The sequence below is a fragment of the Ruegeria sp. YTSA168 genome (assembly GCF_059610045.1).
On record NZ_JBXWMW010000009.1, the window covers coordinates 1 to 18,768 of the forward strand.

Here is an 18,768-nt window from a genome sequence, read left to right on the forward strand (position 1 = left end):
CGGACACACGACTGCATCTGACAGACGCTCGTATCAGCTCAAAAAATGTCTTGCTATGCAGGAGCCATCCACACAGGACATTCGTGAACCACGCAGCGATCTTGGTTTGGCGTGGCCGTGTGCAGCAACCTACGCCAATGTCGCTAATGAGTGATCAAAGCTCTGGCCAAGATACTAACCTTGACGAAGTAGCTTCCTTGATGAGCCCGACATGACATCCATTGCGCCAGCCTCCTCCAATGCGGATGCCCACAAGTACGGTGTGCTCTTCGTGTTTGCGGCGGGTGTGCTGTGGTCGACGGTCGGTCTTGGTATTCGCCTGATCGAAGATGCCGTCGTGTGGCAGATACTGCTCTACCGGTCGATCAGCCTGTCGCTCTTTCTCTACGTGCTAATCCGCGTGCGATCTGGCGAAAGCCCCTTTGTTCAAATCCGCCGCATCCGCGCCCCCGCCATCATTGCGGGGCTTTCCCTGGTCGCGGCCTATTCTGGCGGAATCTACGCGATCCAGAACACGTCGGTTGCAAATGCAATGCTCCTGTTTGCAACCGCACCGTTTATGGCTGCGGTGCTCGGATGGATCGTGTTGCGAGAACCCGTCCGCACCGCGACTTGGGTCGCGATCGCCGTCGCAATCGGCGGGATCGGGATCATGGTCGCCGACAAGTCCGGAAGCGTCGCTCTGAAAGGCAGCCTCGCCGCGCTTGGGTCGGCATTCGGTTTTGCTGTCTTCACCGTGGCGCTGCGTTGGGGGCGCACAGGGGAGATGCTGCCGGCGGTCTTCCTGTCAGGCCTTTTCGCAATCCTCATCACTTCAGCCATATGCTTGGGCCTCGGCCTCTCCTTCGTGTTGAGCCCCAGTGATGGCGGGATTGCGATGGGCATGGGCGTGTTCCAGGTCGGGGCAGGTCTGATCCTCTACACATTGGGATCGCGCAGCCTACCCGCCGCAGAACTCGCCCTGCTGTCCTTAGCCGAAGTCCTGCTCGGCCCACTCTGGGTCTGGCTGTTTCTGGGGGAAACCGCGACCGAAAATACCCTGATTGGCGGCGCAGTTCTGCTCGCGGCGATTGCGGGCAATGCGCTGTCAGGAAAGCGAAGAAAGCCACCGCCCATCACCGCACCGTAGAATAGGAGCCAACGGCCCATAGCCGACATCCGACGCAGTCTCTCAATGCTGCGGTCGCAGCGCGCTTTGCCGACCTTCGCTGCAATAGCAAAAACTGATGCGGGTCGAACTTTCACAACGCGGGGCAAAGTGAGCATTAGCTAAAAAAACACGAAAATCCGTTACGATGCCGACCGCCCTGCACAACATGTTGGACCAAAATGATCATTTTGACCCCATCTCTCTTGCCAAGAACGGCTCAGGGCTGTCGGTTTCTTCCAGACCTTTATCTGTGATCAGCCAATACCGATTGCCAACATTTCGCAAAAAGCTGCGGTCGTGACTAACAAGTAAACATGAAACGCCGTGTGTAATCAGTTCATCCTCGAGAGTCTCCTGACCTTCAATATCAAGATGGTTTGTCGGCTCATCAAGCAAGTAGAAATTCGGATTTTTGAGACGCAGTATCAGCATGGCCAAGCGTGCCTTTTGTCCCCCAGACAGCGCGCCGATTTTGGTGTCTTGCATCTGTATGTTCACACCCGCGCCCGCCAAAACGCCACGCGCGCGTTGATCACCAATGTCAAACTGACGCGTAACAGCGACCATCGGTGTGTCGCTTTCCGAAAGCTGGCTCAGATGCTGGTCTGAATAGGCTGACACAACCGATGGGGCACATTTTACCGCCCCACTATTCCCTGAAAGTGCACTGTGTACCATCTTGACCAATCGGGTTTTGCCGGTGCCATTGGCTCCCAAAAGCACGGTGCGGTCTCCTGGCAAAATCCATTTCCGTCCGGTCTTGAACAACAAGCGACCGTCAGGCGTCTCAACCCGTGCGTCATCCAATGTGATCAGCGCCTTGGCATGAGTTCCGCTGTTGCCCAGTCTGATATCACCGGTGCTGCGTTCGTGGTGGGCAGGTTTGGCAGTCGCTTCAATCTGCGCCGCGCGATCATTTAGCTGTTTGGTCTTGGTCACCAGAAGATCAGACCCGGAATTGATGCCGATGTTCTTCAGCTTTGCCGCCTGCTTGCGTAGCTGCTGCGCTTTGTTCAAGTCGTTGACAAACCGCCGTTGGTCAGCAGCATCCGCTTCGTCTAGCGCCGTCCGTGCTGCCGAATATGGGAGTGAAAAAACACGTGACCTTTTCGCGCGCAAAAACATCGTTTTGTTGGTTATCGCATCAAGAAATGCTCGATCATGGGACGTCACTACAACGGGCACTTCACGAGGCAGGGCAGACAACCAGTTCTGGAGCAAGCCTATACGATGCAAATCCAAGTGATTGGTTGGTTCATCCAGCAATAGGATATCTGGCTCCTGAATCCAGGCAGCAGCCAACAATGCAGTCCTTTGCCATCCGCCGCTCAATTCGTTGAGCAGACGATGCTGCAACTCATAGGGAACATTCAGTTCACCAAGCACGACATCCACGCGCCAGCTTTCGTATTCTGCCTGCTCAGTGGGAAGGGCACCCAGCACCCACTCATAGAGCGTTTTAGCATAGGCGTGTGCCGGCACGTATTGGGTCACATATCCCGCTCGCAAACCGCGCGTCCGGACAATACTCCCGTGTGTCGGTTCGGATTGACCGGCCATGCATTCCAACAGTGTTGTCTTGCCGCGCCCATTTGCGGCAACCAATCCAATACGATCACCCTTGGAAATTGTCAGGTTCAGTTCATCGAAAAGGAGGTCGCCACGGATTACGCTTAAAGCGTTGATGTTCATCACAGTCATCGGAGTCTCTGCTCATAGAAAGAGGTGCCGCGGTGCGGCTTTGGGCAGACCGATAGAAAGGTTGATTCTTGGGCCCGCCCTGTAAACGCATTTACAGGGCGAAACGTGGGCCATGCTGAAGTCGGCGGATGATACGCATGTTCAGCTTGTGCCCTCCCGTTGTGAAAGTTTCCAACGCGCTCATTTTACGGCACGGCGGGGCGTAAGACAAGAACGTTGGAGCTTGCAGACGTTATGCCCGGTTGGCCCAGTACACCATCGCGGCCCGAAGCCATTGACTAAAGCCCTCCGACAAAGCTTCGAAACGTGCGACGAAATCAGGGTGCGCCATGCAGATGTCTGACAGCTGGGCGTATGCCTTGTCGTTGCATGGGCGTCCCCACATATCTGCAACCCAGGCCTGATGCGCGGACAGATCGGCTTGGTCCGAAGGCTTGCCGCCTTCGTAGTCCGATACCAAAGCCGCTTCGATCGCGCGTAGACGTTTGGCACCGTCTTGTGCGAACTCGGGTCCAGCCTGTTCAGCATGTGCGCGCGCCTGCGTGATTTGCTGAACCATCTCCGCGCCATAGGTTTGGGTCAGCCAGTCTTCGTAATCCGCCTGTTTGATGGCAGAAAACGGCTTGTATAGGTCTTCGATCATCATGGGAGCATCTCCTGTCAAATGCAAAATGGTCCGGTCGAGCGTTGCAATCATGGCCGCGTGATCCGCGAGGCGCCGCCTTAGGTTCGCGCGGTGCTTCGTAAGGCGATCCAATTTATCCCCATGCTCCAACACTTTGGCGATGTCCTGTAATGCCATACCGGTTGCACGGTAGAACAGGATCTCTTGCAATCGCATTGCTTCAGGTTGCCGATAAATCCGATAGCCATTTGCAGCCACGTGGCACGGCTTCAAAAGCCCGATGGCGTCATAGTGGTGCAACATGCGCACACTCACACCCGCCACTTTGGCCAACTCGCCAACCGTATATTCCTCGTTTCGGGTTTCCATGATGCTCCTATGGCGCCTCACGCAACGTGAGGGTCAATACCCAAAGATCCATCGATCACATTAGGACCACAGGCGTCAGTCTTTCTTCGAGATTGGTATTCGGATCGAGCCTGAGCGTCCTCAGAATTTTCTCAGATTCTGCTCAAGCTTTGCCGCTTTTCTCGTTCTAGCGATGCCCGGGTGGAATGAGGATTTTCGAAGCGTTGAGGCAAGTGTTTCGCGTCTGAACTCCTCGCAATCTGCAACATCAAACGGGAAGACAATTACACTTCCCCATTCCGTATAATGGAGAAATTAAATGCGATCGAAACTACTTACCAGTGTTGCGCTCATTGCGATATCTGGAATGGTCACTGCACAGGAACAACCTATAAGGATTGGCGTACTTATGGGCTTTACCGGACCCATCGAAAGCATGGCCTCAGACATGGGGTCTTCTGCTGAATTGGCGCTTCGGGAGATCTCTGACTCCGGCCTGTTCCTTGGCGGGCGCGACATCGAGGTTGTCTTTGGTGACAGCACTTGCACAGATGCGGCGGCAGCCACGTCGGCGGCCGAGCGCCTTGTCACAGGCGATAAGGTCGCCGCGATTGTTGGCGCGGCATGCTCGGGTGCAACGGGTGCGGTCGCCACAAACGTTGCGATCCCGAATGGCGTTGCAATAATCTCACCATCCGCCACATCGCCAGCCTTGTCCGAACTTGATGACAAAGGCTTGTTCTTTCGGACGGCACCATCGGACGCCCGGCAGGGCGAAGTGCTTGCGGAAATCCTGATTGAACGCGGAGTTACCTCGATCGCGGCGACATACACAAACAACGACTATGGTGCGGGTTTGTTGGAGTCGTTTGAGGAGGCGTTTTCGGCTTGCGGCGGCGAGATTGTATTGGCGGCGTCTCACGAAGATGGCCGGGCTGACTATTCTGCTGAAGTCGCAACACTGGCGGCGAGCGGTGCCGAGCACCTGCTAGTGATTGGCTATGCAGATCAGGGCGGGCGACAAATTGTCCGTGCGGCGCTGGACACCGGCGCGTTCGACAGTTTTGTGTTTGCTGACGGTATGTATAGCACAGCTCTCTTGGAGGCCCTTGGTCCCGACCTTGAACGGGTCATTGGCTCAGTGCCGGGTGGGCAAGATGATCGGTCTGCTGCATTCGACCAGATGGCGTTGGAAGCAGGGATTGCTGGTACAGGTCCCTATCGTGCGGAGTCCTACGATGCTGCTGCCGTGTTGGCCCTTGCCGTGCATGCTTCGGGATCGACTGATGGGCAAGCGATATCAGACGCCATGATGTCGATCGCAAACGGACCTGGTGAACCGATCGCCGCCGGAGAGTTGGAGCGGGCGTTGCAGATTCTTTCGGCGGGTGGCGAGATCGACTATGTTGGCGCGACAGATGTCGAGTTCTCCGCAACTGGTGAGGCATCTGGCAGCTACCGGGAGTTTTCCGTTCGCGATGGAGCGTTTGTAACACAACGAGTTTGGTAACGCACCGGGCCCGCTGCCATTGGCGACGGGCCCGATAGTAACAAACAAATTTTTGATCTCTTCTTTTTTGGAGAAACCGATGGATTACTTAACTTTGCTGCAAATACGTGTTGCGACTGAACGGGACTTTGATGCAGTGTCTCAATTGGCAGCTATTTCGGCACGGCAAACATCTCAGGAAGTGTACACGCCCGCGCAAATGGCTGGATTGGCTGAGTTTGCGGTGATTGACCAAACCCTAATTTTAGATGGTACGTACTTTGTCATCGAATTGGACGGGGTTATCCGCGCGAGCGGGGGATGGAGCCGATGGTCTGGGTTAACTCATCGTGACAGTGTTGGGTCCACCAACGGAGCCCCGCTGAATCCAGCCGCTGACTCGGCTCGCATCAGACATCTTTATACGCATCCTGAATTTGGTGGGCGCGGACTTGGCCGCGCTTTGCTAGCAACAGCTGAGGCCGCTGCGCGGCTTGCCGGTTTTTATCGTGGTGAAATGATCGCAACGCCCGCTGGGCAACGTCTTTATGCCTCGGTAGGTTGGCGCACTATCGACCAGGTCGAGCTCCATACCCAAAACGGCGCGGTAGTTCCTGCCGTCCGAATGACAAAGTCTTTTCGATCAAGCCAGCGCGCAGCATGACGAAGGCAGACGCATTGGGCTTTATGTGATCCACCCTGTCGCGCAGGAAGCTGGCGTGGCAAACTTGGACCAATGACTTCTAAGAACGGAACCAAAAGCAGAGCGGCACCGACGAATGGGATGTGCCGCTCAGAATCTCGAAGCGCTTTAATGAAGAATTGCTTGATTTTGAGCCTGAGGTTGCGGTTGCAACCCGGAAGGTAGATCGCTGGGGATCATTTCACTCCGGTTGAGGGCAGATGGATCGGTCAGGCAATTAAGAAACGCGACGAGCTGGCTGATTTCCTCGTCCTTCAAGACAACAGGATTCAATGAGTTTGCCGCGACAATGCGTTCGCGCAAAGCGGGTAAACTCATCACCCATACGTCCCGCATATCGAAAGCCTCACGACGTGTATCCTCCAAAGGTCTGAATTCAAGCGCCGAACCACGTGAGACAAGGCGTTGCACATGATCAAGTTCTGGCAAAGACACATCCATGGGATCGAAGTCGGTGAAGCTTGCCTTGGGATCAAGATGGTGCCGTACCATGTCTTCAAGCGAAGCGAAGGCGCCGCTATGCCCCCACGGGCCTGTCAAAGCCACGTTGCGCAGGGACGGCGTTCGAAAAGCAAATAGATCTGCGGGATCATCGGTCACCCGGTATCGGCCCTCATCTTCAGCCCGCCCCGACAATCCGGTCTCTTGCAGATAAGACATATCCCCTCCATGCCCTTTGCCCGGCCCGATTTGCGGGACAGCGATGGCATGGAACTGATGATCGGTCAGCAACGGGCCGCTATGGCAGTTTGCGCACCCGGCAGCGCCGTAGAAAAGTCTAAGACCAGCTTGCGCATCCGGCGTTAGCAGCGACAAATTCTCGGTTCGCAAAACCGCATCGAAGGGGCTTTCATCAGATCGAAACGCAGTCGTTTGGAACGCCGCCAGTGCTTCTGCGATATGAGAATAATCAACATCCTCGGGATCCATGATCTCGGGAAATGCAGCGCGGATCATCTCTAGGTACTCAGCAATACTCGCAACCCTCTGCGCCAGGTTTTCCCAGATCTGTCGCCTATCTTCGTGATGGGCGGCGTCGGCGATCAGGTTCTCGCCGTACTGCCCGGCCATTTCAGTCGGGGAGGTCACGGGGAAGAATGCCTGTGCCGCCAAGGGGGCGGATAGGTCCTTGGGTAAATCTGACCCTGCGGGATTACGGATGGTGCCTGTGGGATCGGCTGGGTTCAACGCTTCGACACGCCCGTCGTGAAACAGCGACATATAGCTGCGCGCGCCTATGTTCCAAAGCGGCTGCGCGTTGCGGGGCACCCGCCCAGTGACCGGGTCAACGGTCACGCGCTCCGGTCCTGCTCCTGAGCCACCTTCTCCGATGCCAAGTGCCAAGCCGTCGCCTGATCCAAACGCGGGATCATGGCAAGTACCACATGATATGTTGCGATTGCCCGAAAGGATCGGATCAAAGAAAAGGTTGCGCCCGAGCTCCACCAGGGATGGCTCGGGCGCACCGTCGTAAAGAAAGTCCTGGTCCGTCAACGGCAACGGAAGGGAAATAGCGTTCTGCGTTTCGTCGCTAGATGCTGCAGCAAGAACTGAGGTCAACAGGCCGCCAGCGAGCGCGGCAAATACAAAGAGGGATTGAGGTCGATTGATCACTTTTGATACCTTACAAAAATTCAACGCGGTTGGGAAAAGAGCCAGATGCTGACGATGGCCAGCCCCAATCCAGCCAATTGCGGCAACCCAAGGCGCTCGCCAAAAAGAAGCACGCCAAGTACAGAAAGTGCGATGACCTGACTCATGCTGGACATCACTGCACCTTGCCCAAGCCCGTGCACCAGCAGTCGAATATAGGCCATATTGCCAAGCCCAAGTACGACAATGGCGATCAGCAGGACAAAACCGACACCCGTGTCAGCGAACTGTTTGAGCAGTACGCTGCCCAAAGTGAAGCTGGCACCGGCCGCAGAAAGAACGAGCCAATAGGAGGTCATTGTTTTTTCTTTCGGAACGCTGTTGCTTCAGGCAACATGGACTGTGAGGGATTTCATCAACAGAAGTACATCGCCTGTATAGTAGGGCGGACTTGGATGCAGACGCACGGGGTCACTTGCCACGCAATCGTACCCTAGTCGTTCATAAAGCCGCACTGCTCCGGTGTTCTGCGCATAGACCTGAATGCTCATCTTTTCAAAGCCATTGAAGCGTGCCTGATCCTCGGCCGCCGCCAGCAGCCGCGAGCCAAGGCCTTGGTTCCGCCCTTCTGCGAATACGGCCAATGCATTGATAAACCACGTTCCCACGGACAGCTTTTCCAGCGCAACCAAGGGTGCTATCGGCGCAGGCAGATCATCGGGATCATCCGTTGGGGCTTCGGTGATCGAATAGCTCAGCACCATGCCGATTGGATATCCATGCGGCTCTGCGACCAACGCATTCTTGTAAGAAAACCCACCGGTTCTGCGCTTGGCGCGTTCAATGCCGATCTCAAGTGGTGTTTGCCCTTCGACACAAGCGCGGGTCCATAACCAGTTCGGAATTCCTTCGCCCGCAAGGTTGATCAGCTTGGCGAGACTTTCCGCGTCCGTTGGATCGGCCTGACGAATGGCGGGTGCATTTTGAACGTTCATGTCATTGTCCTTTGATAATGAGAATGCGAGGCCGGGTCTCTTGATGTCCCGACCTCACAGGGTTTGTGTCATGTGGATGGCATCGATCGCTCTTCGAAGATCGGCCCAACCGGCACACCCGAATCCCATTCCAGATGGTCATCTTCGTTCACGGGCATTTCCTTGTAGTCACCGCCATGAAGCGCCGCGTCTTGCGCGTGTGATGCGTCCGTTGTTGGTTTTTCGAAAGCGTAGGTTGCGCTCAGCCCCCAGAAGTCGGTAAACCCGAGCGTCGTTTGGACCAGCCCACCATCGATTTCAGCGTATTCGCCTGTTGCCCCGGTCACTGGACGCAAGTTGGGTTGACCGATATCTGCAATCTCGGTGCCTTGAGTTACGATCGTCGCGCCATCGTCGAAGGCAAAGGTCTGGCGGCTGATGATCCATACGCCTGTGGTGGCATTGCCACCTTCGCCGACGAAGTAACCGTCACAGGTCCAGGTGCCAAGAACAAGATCCGGGAAAGCTGGGCTGCCGTCCTCGAGAACGCCTACCGTCCCATCGGCAAGCGTGCCTTCGGGATAGATGTAACCTTGGCTGACAAAGGCATTGCCATGAGCGGGCATTCCGTTTTCATGGACCGGCTGGGCCGCCATGAAAATGCGTGTATGGTCCTCGGCCACGTCAAAGGCCGACAACATCTCGGCATTTGCAAATCCGGGGACAAGGGCAATCGCGGTGGCGATCAGAAGGTTGGTCGGTTTCATTTTAGTCTCCTTGAAAATAGCGGTTGAGGTTGGAAATGGGCGCACGTAACGCCTGTGGCACCGACCGGTTTCTGCACCGGTCGGTCGTTCTTGATTCACGCGAGATTTTCAGAGCCGCGGAAATTCTAGGTTGAGCATTTCCCGCCGACCTTGCGGCGGCAACCCGATGTCAGACCGCAGGTGATCATCCAGATAGTCGACCAAGGATCCCATCTGACGTTCACGCCAACGCGCTCGTAGCGCTAGGCGGATTTGGACAAAGGCCGACGATAATCGCCCGCGCCGACGCGGGGAGAACGCCCATAATGCGGTAGGTGAGATTTCAGTTGGCATGTCGCGTTCCTTCAAAATGATTTTGAATTGGGGTCGCCCGATCCGATGTGCCAAGCGCCTCGCAAATGGCTGCGATGTGACGATGGTCGGTGCCACAGCAGCCACCAACCACCGTCAGGTTGGGCAATAGAACATTGAGGCCCGCATAGAGCGCGCCGAGTTCAACAGGGTCTCCATCATCAAGCGTATCGGCGGCGTCGAGTTCTTCATGGCTCAGGCGCGAAGCGTTCGCCCGGATTCCTCTGATGCGCGTCGTCCAAGCCCCATGAAGGACATGCGCGAAGTGATCCGGATGCGCGCAATTGATCATGTAGTAGGACGGTGCTGCGTCCGTGGCTGCATCAACTTTGGCGATGGCATCCCTGAGCGTCTCACCGGAGGGAAGATTGCCATCGGTCTCCACCGTAAAGGCGATTGCAAGTGGTATGGCCTTAGCCTTGGCCGCACGGGCGATGCCGATGGCCTCTTCGGAATAGGTCATGGTTATGGCAGACACCATGTCCGCCCCAAACTCGTCAAACCAGCCGATCTGAACGCTGTGGTAGGCTTCCGCCTGATCCTCGGTCAGCAGGCGTGCGGGCGCGTATCCATCATCTTGCGGGCCGATCACGCCGTTTATGACGAATGGGCTCGTTTCAGGTTCCTCGAGCCGGTCCCTCAGGGCCCTGAGCGCGCAAACGGCTTCACGATGCACTGCGCGAAGTTCGTCATGCGATACACCAAGTTCAGCCGCCCATCGGGCACTGGCACGCCAGGTTGGCGTGTCCATTAGAAATCCACGCTGCTCGGCAAGGGCGATCCGTGCGTGACATTCCATATAGGCGTCCATCGTCGCCACACCTTTATCGGTGTCGAGCGCAGTAAAGGCGGCGAACAACGGCAAATCGATGCCTTCGTGAAAGATCAGGGTCGTCTCAAGTCCGCCATCAGAGATCATCTGTGTGCCGTTCAATTGCGGCAAAGCATTGCGGTATTTCATGGTCTATTCTCCAAAACGCATCGTTGAATCGCGACAAGGTGTTGAGAGTGGACCTACGCTGCGTTGACGCGCAGAGCTTGAGAGAAGTCTGAGAATTTCCTGAGATCGTGCTTTTCATCGGAACAAAGTTCGAGGATTCTGGTCCGGCCATGAGAATCAAAATCGCCGATACCGAGATCGACTTTGATCAGATGACGACTCTCAGAGGTGGTCGCACCTTGGCGCTCACCCGTCAAACTCTTGGCATATTGCGTGCGCTGCACGCGGCAGACGGAGAGGTCGTCAGCAAGGACGAGTTGATTGAGCAAGTCTGGAACGGGCGTATCATCACGGATGCAACACTCTCGACCGCGATCAAGGAGGCGCGGCGTGCTGTCGGGGATTCAGGCAATGCTCAAAGAGTGATCAAGACCGTGCATGGAGTTGGGTTTCGACTGTCCGAAGTGGCCAAACCCGTCGCCTGTGGCGCGAATGCGCAATCGCAGTTGCCCTGCATGATCGTCTTGCCATTTCGCAGCCTCAGTGCGCAAGAAGACGATCAACAAATCGCCGATGGGTTCAGCGAAGAAATCACTTCAAACCTGACACGGTTCCGTAATCTGCGCGTGTTGTCGCAACTCACCGGGCTGCACATTCATGACAGCCGGATGGATCACGCAAGTATTGCTGAACACTACGGCGTCGACTTTATCCTGGAAGGCAGCCTACGCCGATCTTCTGAGCGCCTGAGGGTGACCATTCAAGTCAGCGACGCCAATTCGGGTGAGATTGCCCTAACCGAGCAATTCGACCGAACGGCTCAACCGCAGGACATCTTTGAATTGCAGAACGAAATTGGACTGTTGACAGCTGGCCGGGTCGGATCCCAGCACGGTGATCTCGGCCACCGCATCCGGCGGCGCGCGGTCACCGGGCAATCGCAAACCTGGGACGTTTATGCGGCAGTTGCGAAGTTCTATGAGTTCTACAAAACCTACGATCCGCAGCTACACAAGGGACTTCGCGACACCTTGCCGGGGCTGCTTCAAATCGATCAAGGCTCGTCCGACGGTTGGGCCGCCTATGCGCATGTTCTGCTGGAAGAACGACGGTATCACCTGAACGAGCGTTCTGGTATCGACGCCCCGCATCTGGCCTTGGCAGCGGCACAGCGGGGGGTCGCTTGCGATCCCCATAGCGGGTTCGCTCGCATGATTCTGGCACTTTGCCAGTTCCACACACACGATCTTCCGGGCTTTCGCGCGTCCGCAGACATGGCTCTGAAACTCAATCCGGGACATGCCGATATCCTCGCCGAAATCGGGCATTGCCATGCCTTCTTGGGTGACTTTGACCGGGCCATTCCTCTGCTTGATCAAGCGATAGACCTGAGCCCTATTCACCCCGGTTGGTATCACTATGCCCATGCTTGGCGATTTGCCCTTGGCGATTATTGGCAAGCCGCACTTCTGGAGATCGAAAAGGTCCCGATGGACGGATTCCCCTGGTACCATGCTCACCTCGCATGGTTTCACGCGGAACTTGGCAATCTGAGAGAGGCAGAGGCCGCACGCGACGCACTGCTGGAAATACTGCCGGACTTCGAAGATCAAATTCCCGATGAAATGGTCTTCAATCATTTCACAGGGCCATTGGTCGACAAGGCTTTTGAAGGATGGCGCAAGGCAGGGCTCGTGGTCAGTCTCCCCGTCGAAAAGGCCATCGCGTCAAAGCAACAAACCCCGCAACAAGGATAGTCGCGGCAAGCAGACTATATCCTCCGAGCGAAACGATCAATGCCCCTGCGGCGCCACCGAAGGCGAAGCCCAACAGGTAGATTGCCATCGCCTCGGTCGCCCGCGTACCTGCCAGACCAAGATAGAGCGGAAAGAATATAAACAACGCAAAACCGTTTGCCAGGATCGTGAGCCCCAGAGCGAGCATGTCGGATGTCACGTAGCTTGCAGCGCCGGAAATCGCCGCCACCAACAAGGACACGTCGCGCAGAAGTCTTGTCCTAACCGGCGAGATCATTCCAGCGACCCACGATCCAACGGCGCTCGCCACCAAACTCCCCAAGAGCCAGTAAGACATCGCTTCAGCCGAACCGATGGTCTGGCCAAAAAGCTCCAGAAACGTCCAGTATGCACCCATCATCACAAAGAACGGGATCATTCGAAGCGTTGCCCTGGAAAGAACCAAAGCGGACCGAAGCGACTGGCGCGAAGTGGAGCCTTTCCATCGCGGTACAAAGAGAATGACCGCGAGAACCGTCAAAATCGAAAATGGGCCAACCTGGAGCAACGGCGCGACAAGGTAGACGCAAAGGGACAAAACAAGCCCCATGGTCAGGGCGACACTCAACATACGCACTCGTCCTGGGTCCTGGGACACACAGTTGAGTGCACCCCGGCTGAGAGTGCCTAAGGCCAGTCCCAGAGCACCACATGCTGCTGTTGCTGCGAATACCTCAAGAATTGGTCCGGCCGAGAGGATCACCAGCGCAAGAAATGCCAAAACTGCGGCCGACCGCTCGTTCAGAAATGGTATCAGGCCAGCACAAGTACTGGCAGCCGAGAGCAAGAGCAAACTTGCATGGAGTCCTGAGACGGTGTCGGAGAGTCCATGGGCTCGGGCCAGAGCACCAACCCAAATTGGGACCGTATTTAACAGAACCGCCCCAAACACGATCACCAGCAACTCGGGGCGTATAATGGTTTTCCGCATGGGTTTCCCCCAATCTGCGCGCCAGTGGCCTTATACTGCAGTAGGTCTATTGGAAACTGAATTATTGCAGGCTGAAGCACTTTGTAATTTGTCCCAAAACGTATTGACAGCGGTTAAGTCCTGAACTCCCAAACCTGACAAGCATGCTATCGTTGCTTTGCCATAGTTTTTCGAAGCGACGCCGGTGAGCGAACCAATCTCAGTCAGATGTTTTCTGTCGATCAAACGCTCGGCGATTGCGCGGCTCGGAGCGCCGTACCTGACTGCAGACTCGATCGCGTCAACAAAAACACAAGCGTTCTCGAGATTTGCTGGATCGACTTCGCATTTTGTTGTGTCATCCGAGCCAACCGACGTGATGTGATGTCCGGGTTTTATCCAGTCCTTTCGGATCACCGGTTCCTTTGCGCCGGTTGCCGTCACGATCACCTCTGATTCAGCAACAGCCGACGCTAGATTGTCGGTCGCGCGAATGTCAACTTGTGGAAACTTGGATTGTAGTTTCTGAGCTATGTCCCGAACCTTGCAATCTGATCTTCCCCAAATCTTCAACTGCCGGACTGGGCGTACCATCATCAGCGCTTCGGCTTGTAGGCGTGCTTGAACTCCGGTTCCGACAATTAGCGCCGAGAACGCGCCTTTTCGTACGAATAGTTTCGCAACCAAGGCCCCGGCCGCAGCGGTTCGGTAATCCGAGATCAGATGATTGTCCTGCAGTATCGCAAGCGGTCTGCACGTTTCACTGTCAAAAACGGCGATCAGACCGCTTGACGCCGGTTGACCTTGGTCCGCCAGCAGTTGCGACCAACCTGCCATCTTTACTGTGAAGATCGGGCAGCCAGGAATCGTTGCGGACTTTACGTGGATATCCGCCAGATCATTGGGATGGAGAACATAAACTGGCGCTTGCGCTGTTCTGTCGGATATAGCGCGAAAAGCGGTCTCTGCTGATTGGATCAGGGGCTCGATGTTCAGGTATGGTCGGATGTCATTGGGGCCATAGAAAGGGATCACGGTGCTATCACCCTGCCGCTTCCGACGAAGGCGACTTCTCCGGCGACGGTGACCCGCTCGATCTTCTTTGATGTGCCATACGGAGTAACGATGATCTCGCTAGGACGGCCAATGAAATGTCCTTGTTTCAATGCAAAGCTTTGGCTAGCCGGCACGAGGCCGTGCTTCATCGCATAGGCGCCCACAACACCCGCAGCACTTCCCGTTGCAACATCCTCCATGATCCCGTCATTGTTCCAATGCCTGCCCTCGAATGTTCTGATGTCAAAGAGATATGCGAAATCCGCACCGACCTCGCGCAGTTTTTCTCCCAAGTTTGTTTCTGTGACGCGTGCCCTTTCCAGACCGCGCTCAACAGGGACGACAAGGTACTTCAATCCTGTGGAAATGACCTCCATTGGAAGATCGGACAGCTTGTCCAGGTTGAAAGCGCGTGCAAATTGCGGTTTCGCATCGACAGCTCCCAGCATCTCGGGGCATCCCTGATCCAACGTAGCAAAGTAGCGGCCATCGCGGCACTCTGAGGCCACGCTCACACTTCGTCCACCTTTCATCTCGAACTTCCAATCGCGTTTGGCATCCGAACCGGATTGTTTATGCAATGCACAAGCCGCACCAATTATCGGATGACCGGCAAATGGAAGTTCCTCGAACAGGTCGAAAACACGGGCCGATATCTGAACATTTTTTTCACTCAGAAATATCGTCTCGAAGTGACGAATCTCTTTGGTGATGGTCAACATTTGTTGGCCGCTCAGCCCTTCGCTATTGATAAACACAGCAAGACTGTTGCCTGAGTAGGGCCTCGTCGCAAAGACATCGCAATGGATGTAGTTGCAGTTGCTTGGTGCTGACGACATAATCAACCTACATAGCGGAGAAACTATATTGATGTCTGACTATTTAGATTCTTCCTACGAGTCAACAGCGCGAGGCCTCAGCGCTCTGGCCCATGAGAACCGTCTTCGTATCATTCACTGGCTGGCCGAGCCCGAACGTCATTTCCCGCCGCAAGTAGATGGTGATCTCATCGATGACGGAGTGTGCGTTGGTTTCATCACCGAAAAAATTGGGCTGAAGCAGCCAACAGTGACCAACCACATGAAAGTTCTGCAAGAAGCTGGAATCGTGGAGAGCAAGAAGATCAAGAATTGGGTCTTTTACAAACTGCGCAAAGCGAGAGTAAATCGTGTTCTCTGCGAAGTCTCCGCATTGGTCCAAGCCGGGGAGTCATCCTAGAAGTTCGCTATCGTCAGTGACAGAAGCGGTTGAAATTAATCACATCCTGCGACGTGAAGAAGATCAGCGACGAGCCCACAACACTCCAGCGGTTGAGTACAATTGGGTCTATCTAGGCGCATAGTTTCGCAGGAATTTGCTGGCAGTGTTAGATAGGGTATGCTGTTTTCGAAACGGTCGCTGAGGTGATTGATGGCAGGCTTTGATTGGCACAATGGTCCAATCAATCGAAAAACGATTGTGACTGAGAACTACAAGTCAACACAGAAAGTTAGGCGGTTTCTGAGGTCGCAGTGCGGCGATAGATTTAAGTTTGACCGAGCTTTCATGAATTGGGTTAAGAACGGTCAACCTAAGACGATGGGCGATGTCGCCGATGAGTGGTTGCGCCGCAATTTTTAATACAACGTCTGAAATCGACGGGATCTGAGCACAATGAACGCATTGGTCTTAAGTTCACTGGAGTGATATTGTCTCTAGTTGCATCATTGAGATGTTTTTCCATCAGGAAGTTGGTCAATGTTACACCAACCCTCTCGACCTGCTGCTCGCAAATGACCGTCCAACCACTCTGTAAAAAAAGTCCTCGAACTAGATAGCTGGCTTGGGAATGAAGACGCGCCATTTCTGCGCTACGTGCCAAACCTTCGATCTGAGCGTAAAGACACCCGCCAACCCGCATTGAAGCGGTCTTCAGCGGGCAACAGTTTGTTCAATGCGTTTTTCATCGCGGTTTCTTGTCTTTCTCAATTGGGATTCAGATTATTCGTTGATTGAGTTCTGCCGGATCGGAAACCTCGACTGCCCAGTAAGCCCGGGCATCTGAAGACAGACTTTTGAGAACACGATCGAGGTCCCGTTGGTCCATTGAACGGCGCAGCGCCCAAGCCGTGGCCTCAATCGCATTGTCCGGAGTCAGATTGTGGTCGCGTCGCACCTGCTTTGCTTCATCGGTCATCTCGTCGCGACTTGAGAACGCAAGGGGCGCAACTGTCACATCCCAGTCCTTGATGAAGATTGCCCTCAGGATGCAGGGGAGCACGCTTGCGAAATCAAGCCCTTCCTGTGCCGCGAGGCGTCTTCTGAAGACCTGAAACACGGCATCGACTGCCGTGTATGCGCTGTTGTCCGAGGCCAGCCCCATGCGGTCTTTCACGTCATCCAGAAAAGCCCGGAATTCTTTCGACGCATGGCGGTATGTCCAAGGCATTGGCAATTCTGAAGTTCCCCAGTTGACGAGCAATTCAATTCATGGATATTTTGTATCCACGAATCACGGAGGTCAAGATGAAACTCAGCGAAGGGGTAGAGCAGGCGATCCATTCGGTTGCGATGCTGGCATCACTTGAGGCTAACCAGGTTCTCTCGGCAGCGGCGCTCGCCGAGTTCCACGGCGTCTCACCGAGTTATCTGCTCAAGCACCTGCAAGCTCTGTCCCGGTCCGGCATACTGGGGACCGTTCCTGGTCCGAAGGGTGGTTATCACCTGGCACAGACGCCGAAAGACATTTCGCTGTTGGATGTCGTCCTCGCCGTGGAAGGCCCTGAGCCGGCATTCCGGTGCAAGGAAATCCGGCGCAATGGTCCAAACCCGGTGCCCGAAGGTTTCTTCAAAGCACCATGTCAGATCAACGCTGCAATGCTGCGTGCCGAGCGGTCCTATCGCGCCGAGCTCAGGAAGGTAACGATCGCGCACCTGCTGGCTGAAGTCCGCGAGGACGACGACGGAACGCTTGCCGCGCGCGGCTGCGCTTTTCTGGACGCCAATATCCGCATCACAAACCAGAGCCGCCAACACTAGCAGCGTTTCGGAATAGTGCGACCACTCACGAGGGAAAACGATACAGTATGTCAAAGGTCGGAACATTGGCGTGGGCAACAAGAACCAACGGCATCCTGTCGCGTGGCGAATATCTGGGCCTGCACAAGCAACTCATCACTCTGCAGCTCAAGGAACTGCGCGCCTGGTTCTCGTCCAAGGGTTTTGGCCGATCCGGGCCTCTCGACTTTGATGTGGATGCCCTTGTCATTCCGGATTCAAACATTGCTCGCCAGGCTGATGAACTGGTCAGGGATTTGTCCAGCGCGCCTTTGCATAGTCACTGCGTCAGAACCTATGTGTGGGGCTATCTGCTGGGAAAACAGGCGGGCCTCAACTTCGACCCGGAGCTCTTCTATCTCGCGAGCATCCTGCATGACCTTGGCCTGGTCGAGCCGCATATCCAGAGATCAAGCTGTGCCTGTTTCGCCGTAACAGGGGCACAAAAGGCCGGAGAATTTCTTCTGTCCGCTGATTGGGACCGAGCCAAGATTGCGAAGGTGTTCGAGGCGATCAGCTTGCATTTGAACCTTGATGTTCGGGCAAAAGCTCACTTTGCGGAGGCCCAGATGCTTGCCAACGGGGCTCACCTTGACGTCGTTGGATCGCACTATCGCCGCCTGTCCGGTCGAACGATAGATGCCGTAATTCGGCGTTTTCCGCGGGATGGCTTTGTTGCCGACATCAAGGGTCAGATCGAAACCCCGCACCACCCGATGACACGGGCCATGATGCTGAATGGCATAGGCTTTTCCAAGCTCGCCAGCGGCAATCCCCTCAACAAACATCAGGTTGAGTGCCATGGGCATCTGTAGACCAATCCGGGCTCTTCAGACGCCACGAACGAGGGCGGTTCACCTTGCTCATGACTACGCCTTTCCGGCGGGTTTGGTTTGGGATGTAGTGACCGATTTCGATCACCTCCAGACCGTCACAGAGGGCGTTCTGGCCTTTCGCAACCTGCCATCTGGGCAACTCTTTCAGGGGCAGCACATCAACGTAGACGTGTCTCTCTTTGGCTGGATGCCTTATCAGCCCTACGAAATGACCGTTTTGGCGCTTGACGACGAGCATATGCGCTTTTTGTCCAGCGAAGTCGGTGCAGGCGTCAAATCCTGGAACCACTCCTTACAGGTAATCCCGCAGAAAAACGGTTGTCGAGTTTCGGAACAAATCGAAATCGATGCCGGCCTCGCAACACCACTTTTCGCGGCCTGGGCAAGGTATCTCTACCGCTGTCGCCATAAGCCACGTCTCCAGATTCTGGCCGATCTCTATCGGCGTGAAGAGGCGCAAGAAGACAAAACGAAATTCCGTACTCACTAGAAA

20 protein-coding genes are annotated in these 18,768 nt (G+C 55.3%); 9 read left to right on the plus strand and 11 right to left on the minus strand.

From position 1 onward, the window contains the following. Nucleotides 1-211 precede the first annotated feature (211 nt). Entirely contained in the window at nucleotides 212-1,129 is a 918-nt protein-coding gene (locus AC2FFE_RS15085) for a DMT family transporter (protein ID WP_496821144.1), read from the plus strand. A gap of 204 nt (nucleotides 1,130-1,333) precedes the next feature. Here AC2FFE_RS15085 and AC2FFE_RS15090 read toward each other — a convergent pair whose 3' ends face one another. Both AC2FFE_RS15090 and AC2FFE_RS15095 read right to left on the minus strand, forming a co-directional pair. Then, complete coding sequence (locus tag AC2FFE_RS15090; RefSeq protein WP_496847027.1) at nucleotides 1,334-2,851, minus strand: ABC-F family ATP-binding cassette domain-containing protein; 1,518 nt, start codon at nucleotides 2,849-2,851, stop codon at nucleotides 1,334-1,336. A 232-nt stretch (nucleotides 2,852-3,083) separates the two neighbouring features. Next, the gene (locus AC2FFE_RS15095; RefSeq protein WP_496821146.1) at nucleotides 3,084-3,845 is read right to left on the minus strand and encodes a MerR family transcriptional regulator; all 762 of its coding nucleotides are present in this window, start codon (nucleotides 3,843-3,845) and stop codon (nucleotides 3,084-3,086) included. 298 nt (nucleotides 3,846-4,143) lie between these two features. Between AC2FFE_RS15095 and AC2FFE_RS15100 the strand changes: the two genes are divergently transcribed. Then, nucleotides 4,144-5,334, plus strand: coding sequence for an ABC transporter substrate-binding protein (locus AC2FFE_RS15100; RefSeq protein ID WP_496821147.1), 1,191 nt, complete (start codon nucleotides 4,144-4,146; stop codon nucleotides 5,332-5,334). 79 nt (nucleotides 5,335-5,413) lie between these two features. Beyond that, on the plus strand, nucleotides 5,414-5,977 hold the full coding sequence (locus AC2FFE_RS15105) for a GNAT family N-acetyltransferase (RefSeq protein ID WP_496847028.1): 564 nt from the start codon (nucleotides 5,414-5,416) through the stop codon (nucleotides 5,975-5,977). 147 nt (nucleotides 5,978-6,124) lie between these two features. On the opposite strand, the gene AC2FFE_RS15110 is transcribed toward AC2FFE_RS15105, so the two are convergent. From AC2FFE_RS15110 to AC2FFE_RS15130, 5 genes are all read right to left on the minus strand, one after another. Then, the gene (locus AC2FFE_RS15110) at nucleotides 6,125-7,576 is read right to left on the minus strand and encodes a cytochrome-c peroxidase (protein WP_496847029.1); all 1,452 of its coding nucleotides are present in this window, start codon (nucleotides 7,574-7,576) and stop codon (nucleotides 6,125-6,127) included. 74 nt (nucleotides 7,577-7,650) lie between these two features. Beyond that, nucleotides 7,651-7,968 carry a hypothetical protein gene (locus AC2FFE_RS15115; protein ID WP_496847030.1) on the minus strand — a complete coding sequence of 106 codons (318 nt, stop codon included), beginning with the start codon at nucleotides 7,966-7,968 and terminating at the stop codon, nucleotides 7,651-7,653. A gap of 27 nt (nucleotides 7,969-7,995) precedes the next feature. Next, nucleotides 7,996-8,604: a GNAT family N-acetyltransferase gene (locus AC2FFE_RS15120; protein ID WP_496847031.1), complete on the minus strand. Its 609-nt coding sequence runs from the start codon at nucleotides 8,602-8,604 to the stop codon at nucleotides 7,996-7,998. 68 nt (nucleotides 8,605-8,672) lie between these two features. Beyond that, nucleotides 8,673-9,350 (minus strand): hypothetical protein, encoded by a 678-nt coding sequence (locus tag AC2FFE_RS15125; protein WP_496821152.1) that lies wholly within the window; start codon nucleotides 9,348-9,350, stop codon nucleotides 8,673-8,675. Between the two features lie 322 nt (nucleotides 9,351-9,672). Further along, nucleotides 9,673-10,662, minus strand: a complete 990-nt coding sequence (locus AC2FFE_RS15130; protein WP_496847032.1) for a homocysteine S-methyltransferase family protein — start codon at nucleotides 10,660-10,662, stop codon at nucleotides 9,673-9,675. Nucleotides 10,663-10,811: 149 nt separating this feature from the next. Between AC2FFE_RS15130 and AC2FFE_RS15135 the strand changes: the two genes are divergently transcribed. Then, a complete protein-coding gene (locus tag AC2FFE_RS15135; protein WP_496821154.1) occupies nucleotides 10,812-12,398 on the plus strand; it encodes a winged helix-turn-helix domain-containing tetratricopeptide repeat protein in 1,587 nt (528 codons plus the stop codon). On the opposite strand, the gene AC2FFE_RS15140 is transcribed toward AC2FFE_RS15135, so the two are convergent. Genes AC2FFE_RS15140 through AC2FFE_RS15150 form a run of 3 tightly spaced genes read right to left on the minus strand, consistent with a single transcriptional unit; the run spans nucleotide 12,340 to nucleotide 15,242 of the window. Then, entirely contained in the window at nucleotides 12,340-13,368 is a 1,029-nt protein-coding gene (locus AC2FFE_RS15140; RefSeq protein WP_496847033.1) for a hypothetical protein, read from the minus strand. The genes AC2FFE_RS15135 and AC2FFE_RS15140 overlap by 59 nt on opposite strands. A gap of 30 nt (nucleotides 13,369-13,398) precedes the next feature. Beyond that, nucleotides 13,399-14,382: an ornithine cyclodeaminase family protein gene (locus tag AC2FFE_RS15145; RefSeq protein ID WP_496847034.1), complete on the minus strand. Its 984-nt coding sequence runs from the start codon at nucleotides 14,380-14,382 to the stop codon at nucleotides 13,399-13,401. Continuing rightward, nucleotides 14,379-15,242 (minus strand): PhzF family phenazine biosynthesis protein, encoded by an 864-nt coding sequence (locus AC2FFE_RS15150; RefSeq protein WP_496847035.1) that lies wholly within the window; start codon nucleotides 15,240-15,242, stop codon nucleotides 14,379-14,381. Before AC2FFE_RS15150 ends, AC2FFE_RS15145 begins: the two co-directional genes overlap by 4 nt. 31 nt (nucleotides 15,243-15,273) lie before the next feature. On the opposite strand from AC2FFE_RS15150, the gene AC2FFE_RS15155 reads away from it, so the two are divergent. Together AC2FFE_RS15155 and AC2FFE_RS15160 are read left to right on the plus strand one after the other, a co-directional pair. Further along, nucleotides 15,274-15,621 carry an ArsR/SmtB family transcription factor gene (locus tag AC2FFE_RS15155; RefSeq protein ID WP_496821159.1) on the plus strand — a complete coding sequence of 116 codons (348 nt, stop codon included), beginning with the start codon at nucleotides 15,274-15,276 and terminating at the stop codon, nucleotides 15,619-15,621. Between the two features lie 192 nt (nucleotides 15,622-15,813). Then, the gene (locus tag AC2FFE_RS15160; protein WP_496821160.1) at nucleotides 15,814-16,023 is read left to right on the plus strand and encodes a DUF6434 domain-containing protein; all 210 of its coding nucleotides are present in this window, start codon (nucleotides 15,814-15,816) and stop codon (nucleotides 16,021-16,023) included. A gap of 355 nt (nucleotides 16,024-16,378) precedes the next feature. Here the strand turns inward: AC2FFE_RS15160 and AC2FFE_RS15165 are convergent, their stop codons facing one another. Further along, nucleotides 16,379-16,864, minus strand: a complete 486-nt coding sequence (locus tag AC2FFE_RS15165) for a DUF2267 domain-containing protein (RefSeq protein ID WP_496847036.1) — start codon at nucleotides 16,862-16,864, stop codon at nucleotides 16,379-16,381. A gap of 44 nt (nucleotides 16,865-16,908) precedes the next feature. Between AC2FFE_RS15165 and AC2FFE_RS15170 the strand changes: the two genes are divergently transcribed. The 3 genes from AC2FFE_RS15170 to AC2FFE_RS15180 are packed head-to-tail and all read left to right on the plus strand — an operon-like array spanning nucleotide 16,909 to nucleotide 18,765. Beyond that, complete coding sequence (locus AC2FFE_RS15170) at nucleotides 16,909-17,421, plus strand: RrF2 family transcriptional regulator (RefSeq protein WP_496847037.1); 513 nt, start codon at nucleotides 16,909-16,911, stop codon at nucleotides 17,419-17,421. A gap of 47 nt (nucleotides 17,422-17,468) precedes the next feature. Beyond that, nucleotides 17,469-18,254, plus strand: coding sequence for an HD domain-containing protein (locus AC2FFE_RS15175; protein WP_496847038.1), 786 nt, complete (start codon nucleotides 17,469-17,471; stop codon nucleotides 18,252-18,254). Continuing rightward, on the plus strand, nucleotides 18,241-18,765 hold the full coding sequence (locus AC2FFE_RS15180) for an Rv1443c family protein (protein ID WP_496821165.1): 525 nt from the start codon (nucleotides 18,241-18,243) through the stop codon (nucleotides 18,763-18,765). The genes AC2FFE_RS15175 and AC2FFE_RS15180 overlap by 14 nt, the downstream gene beginning before the upstream one ends. The last annotated feature ends 3 nt before the right edge of the window (nucleotides 18,766-18,768 follow it).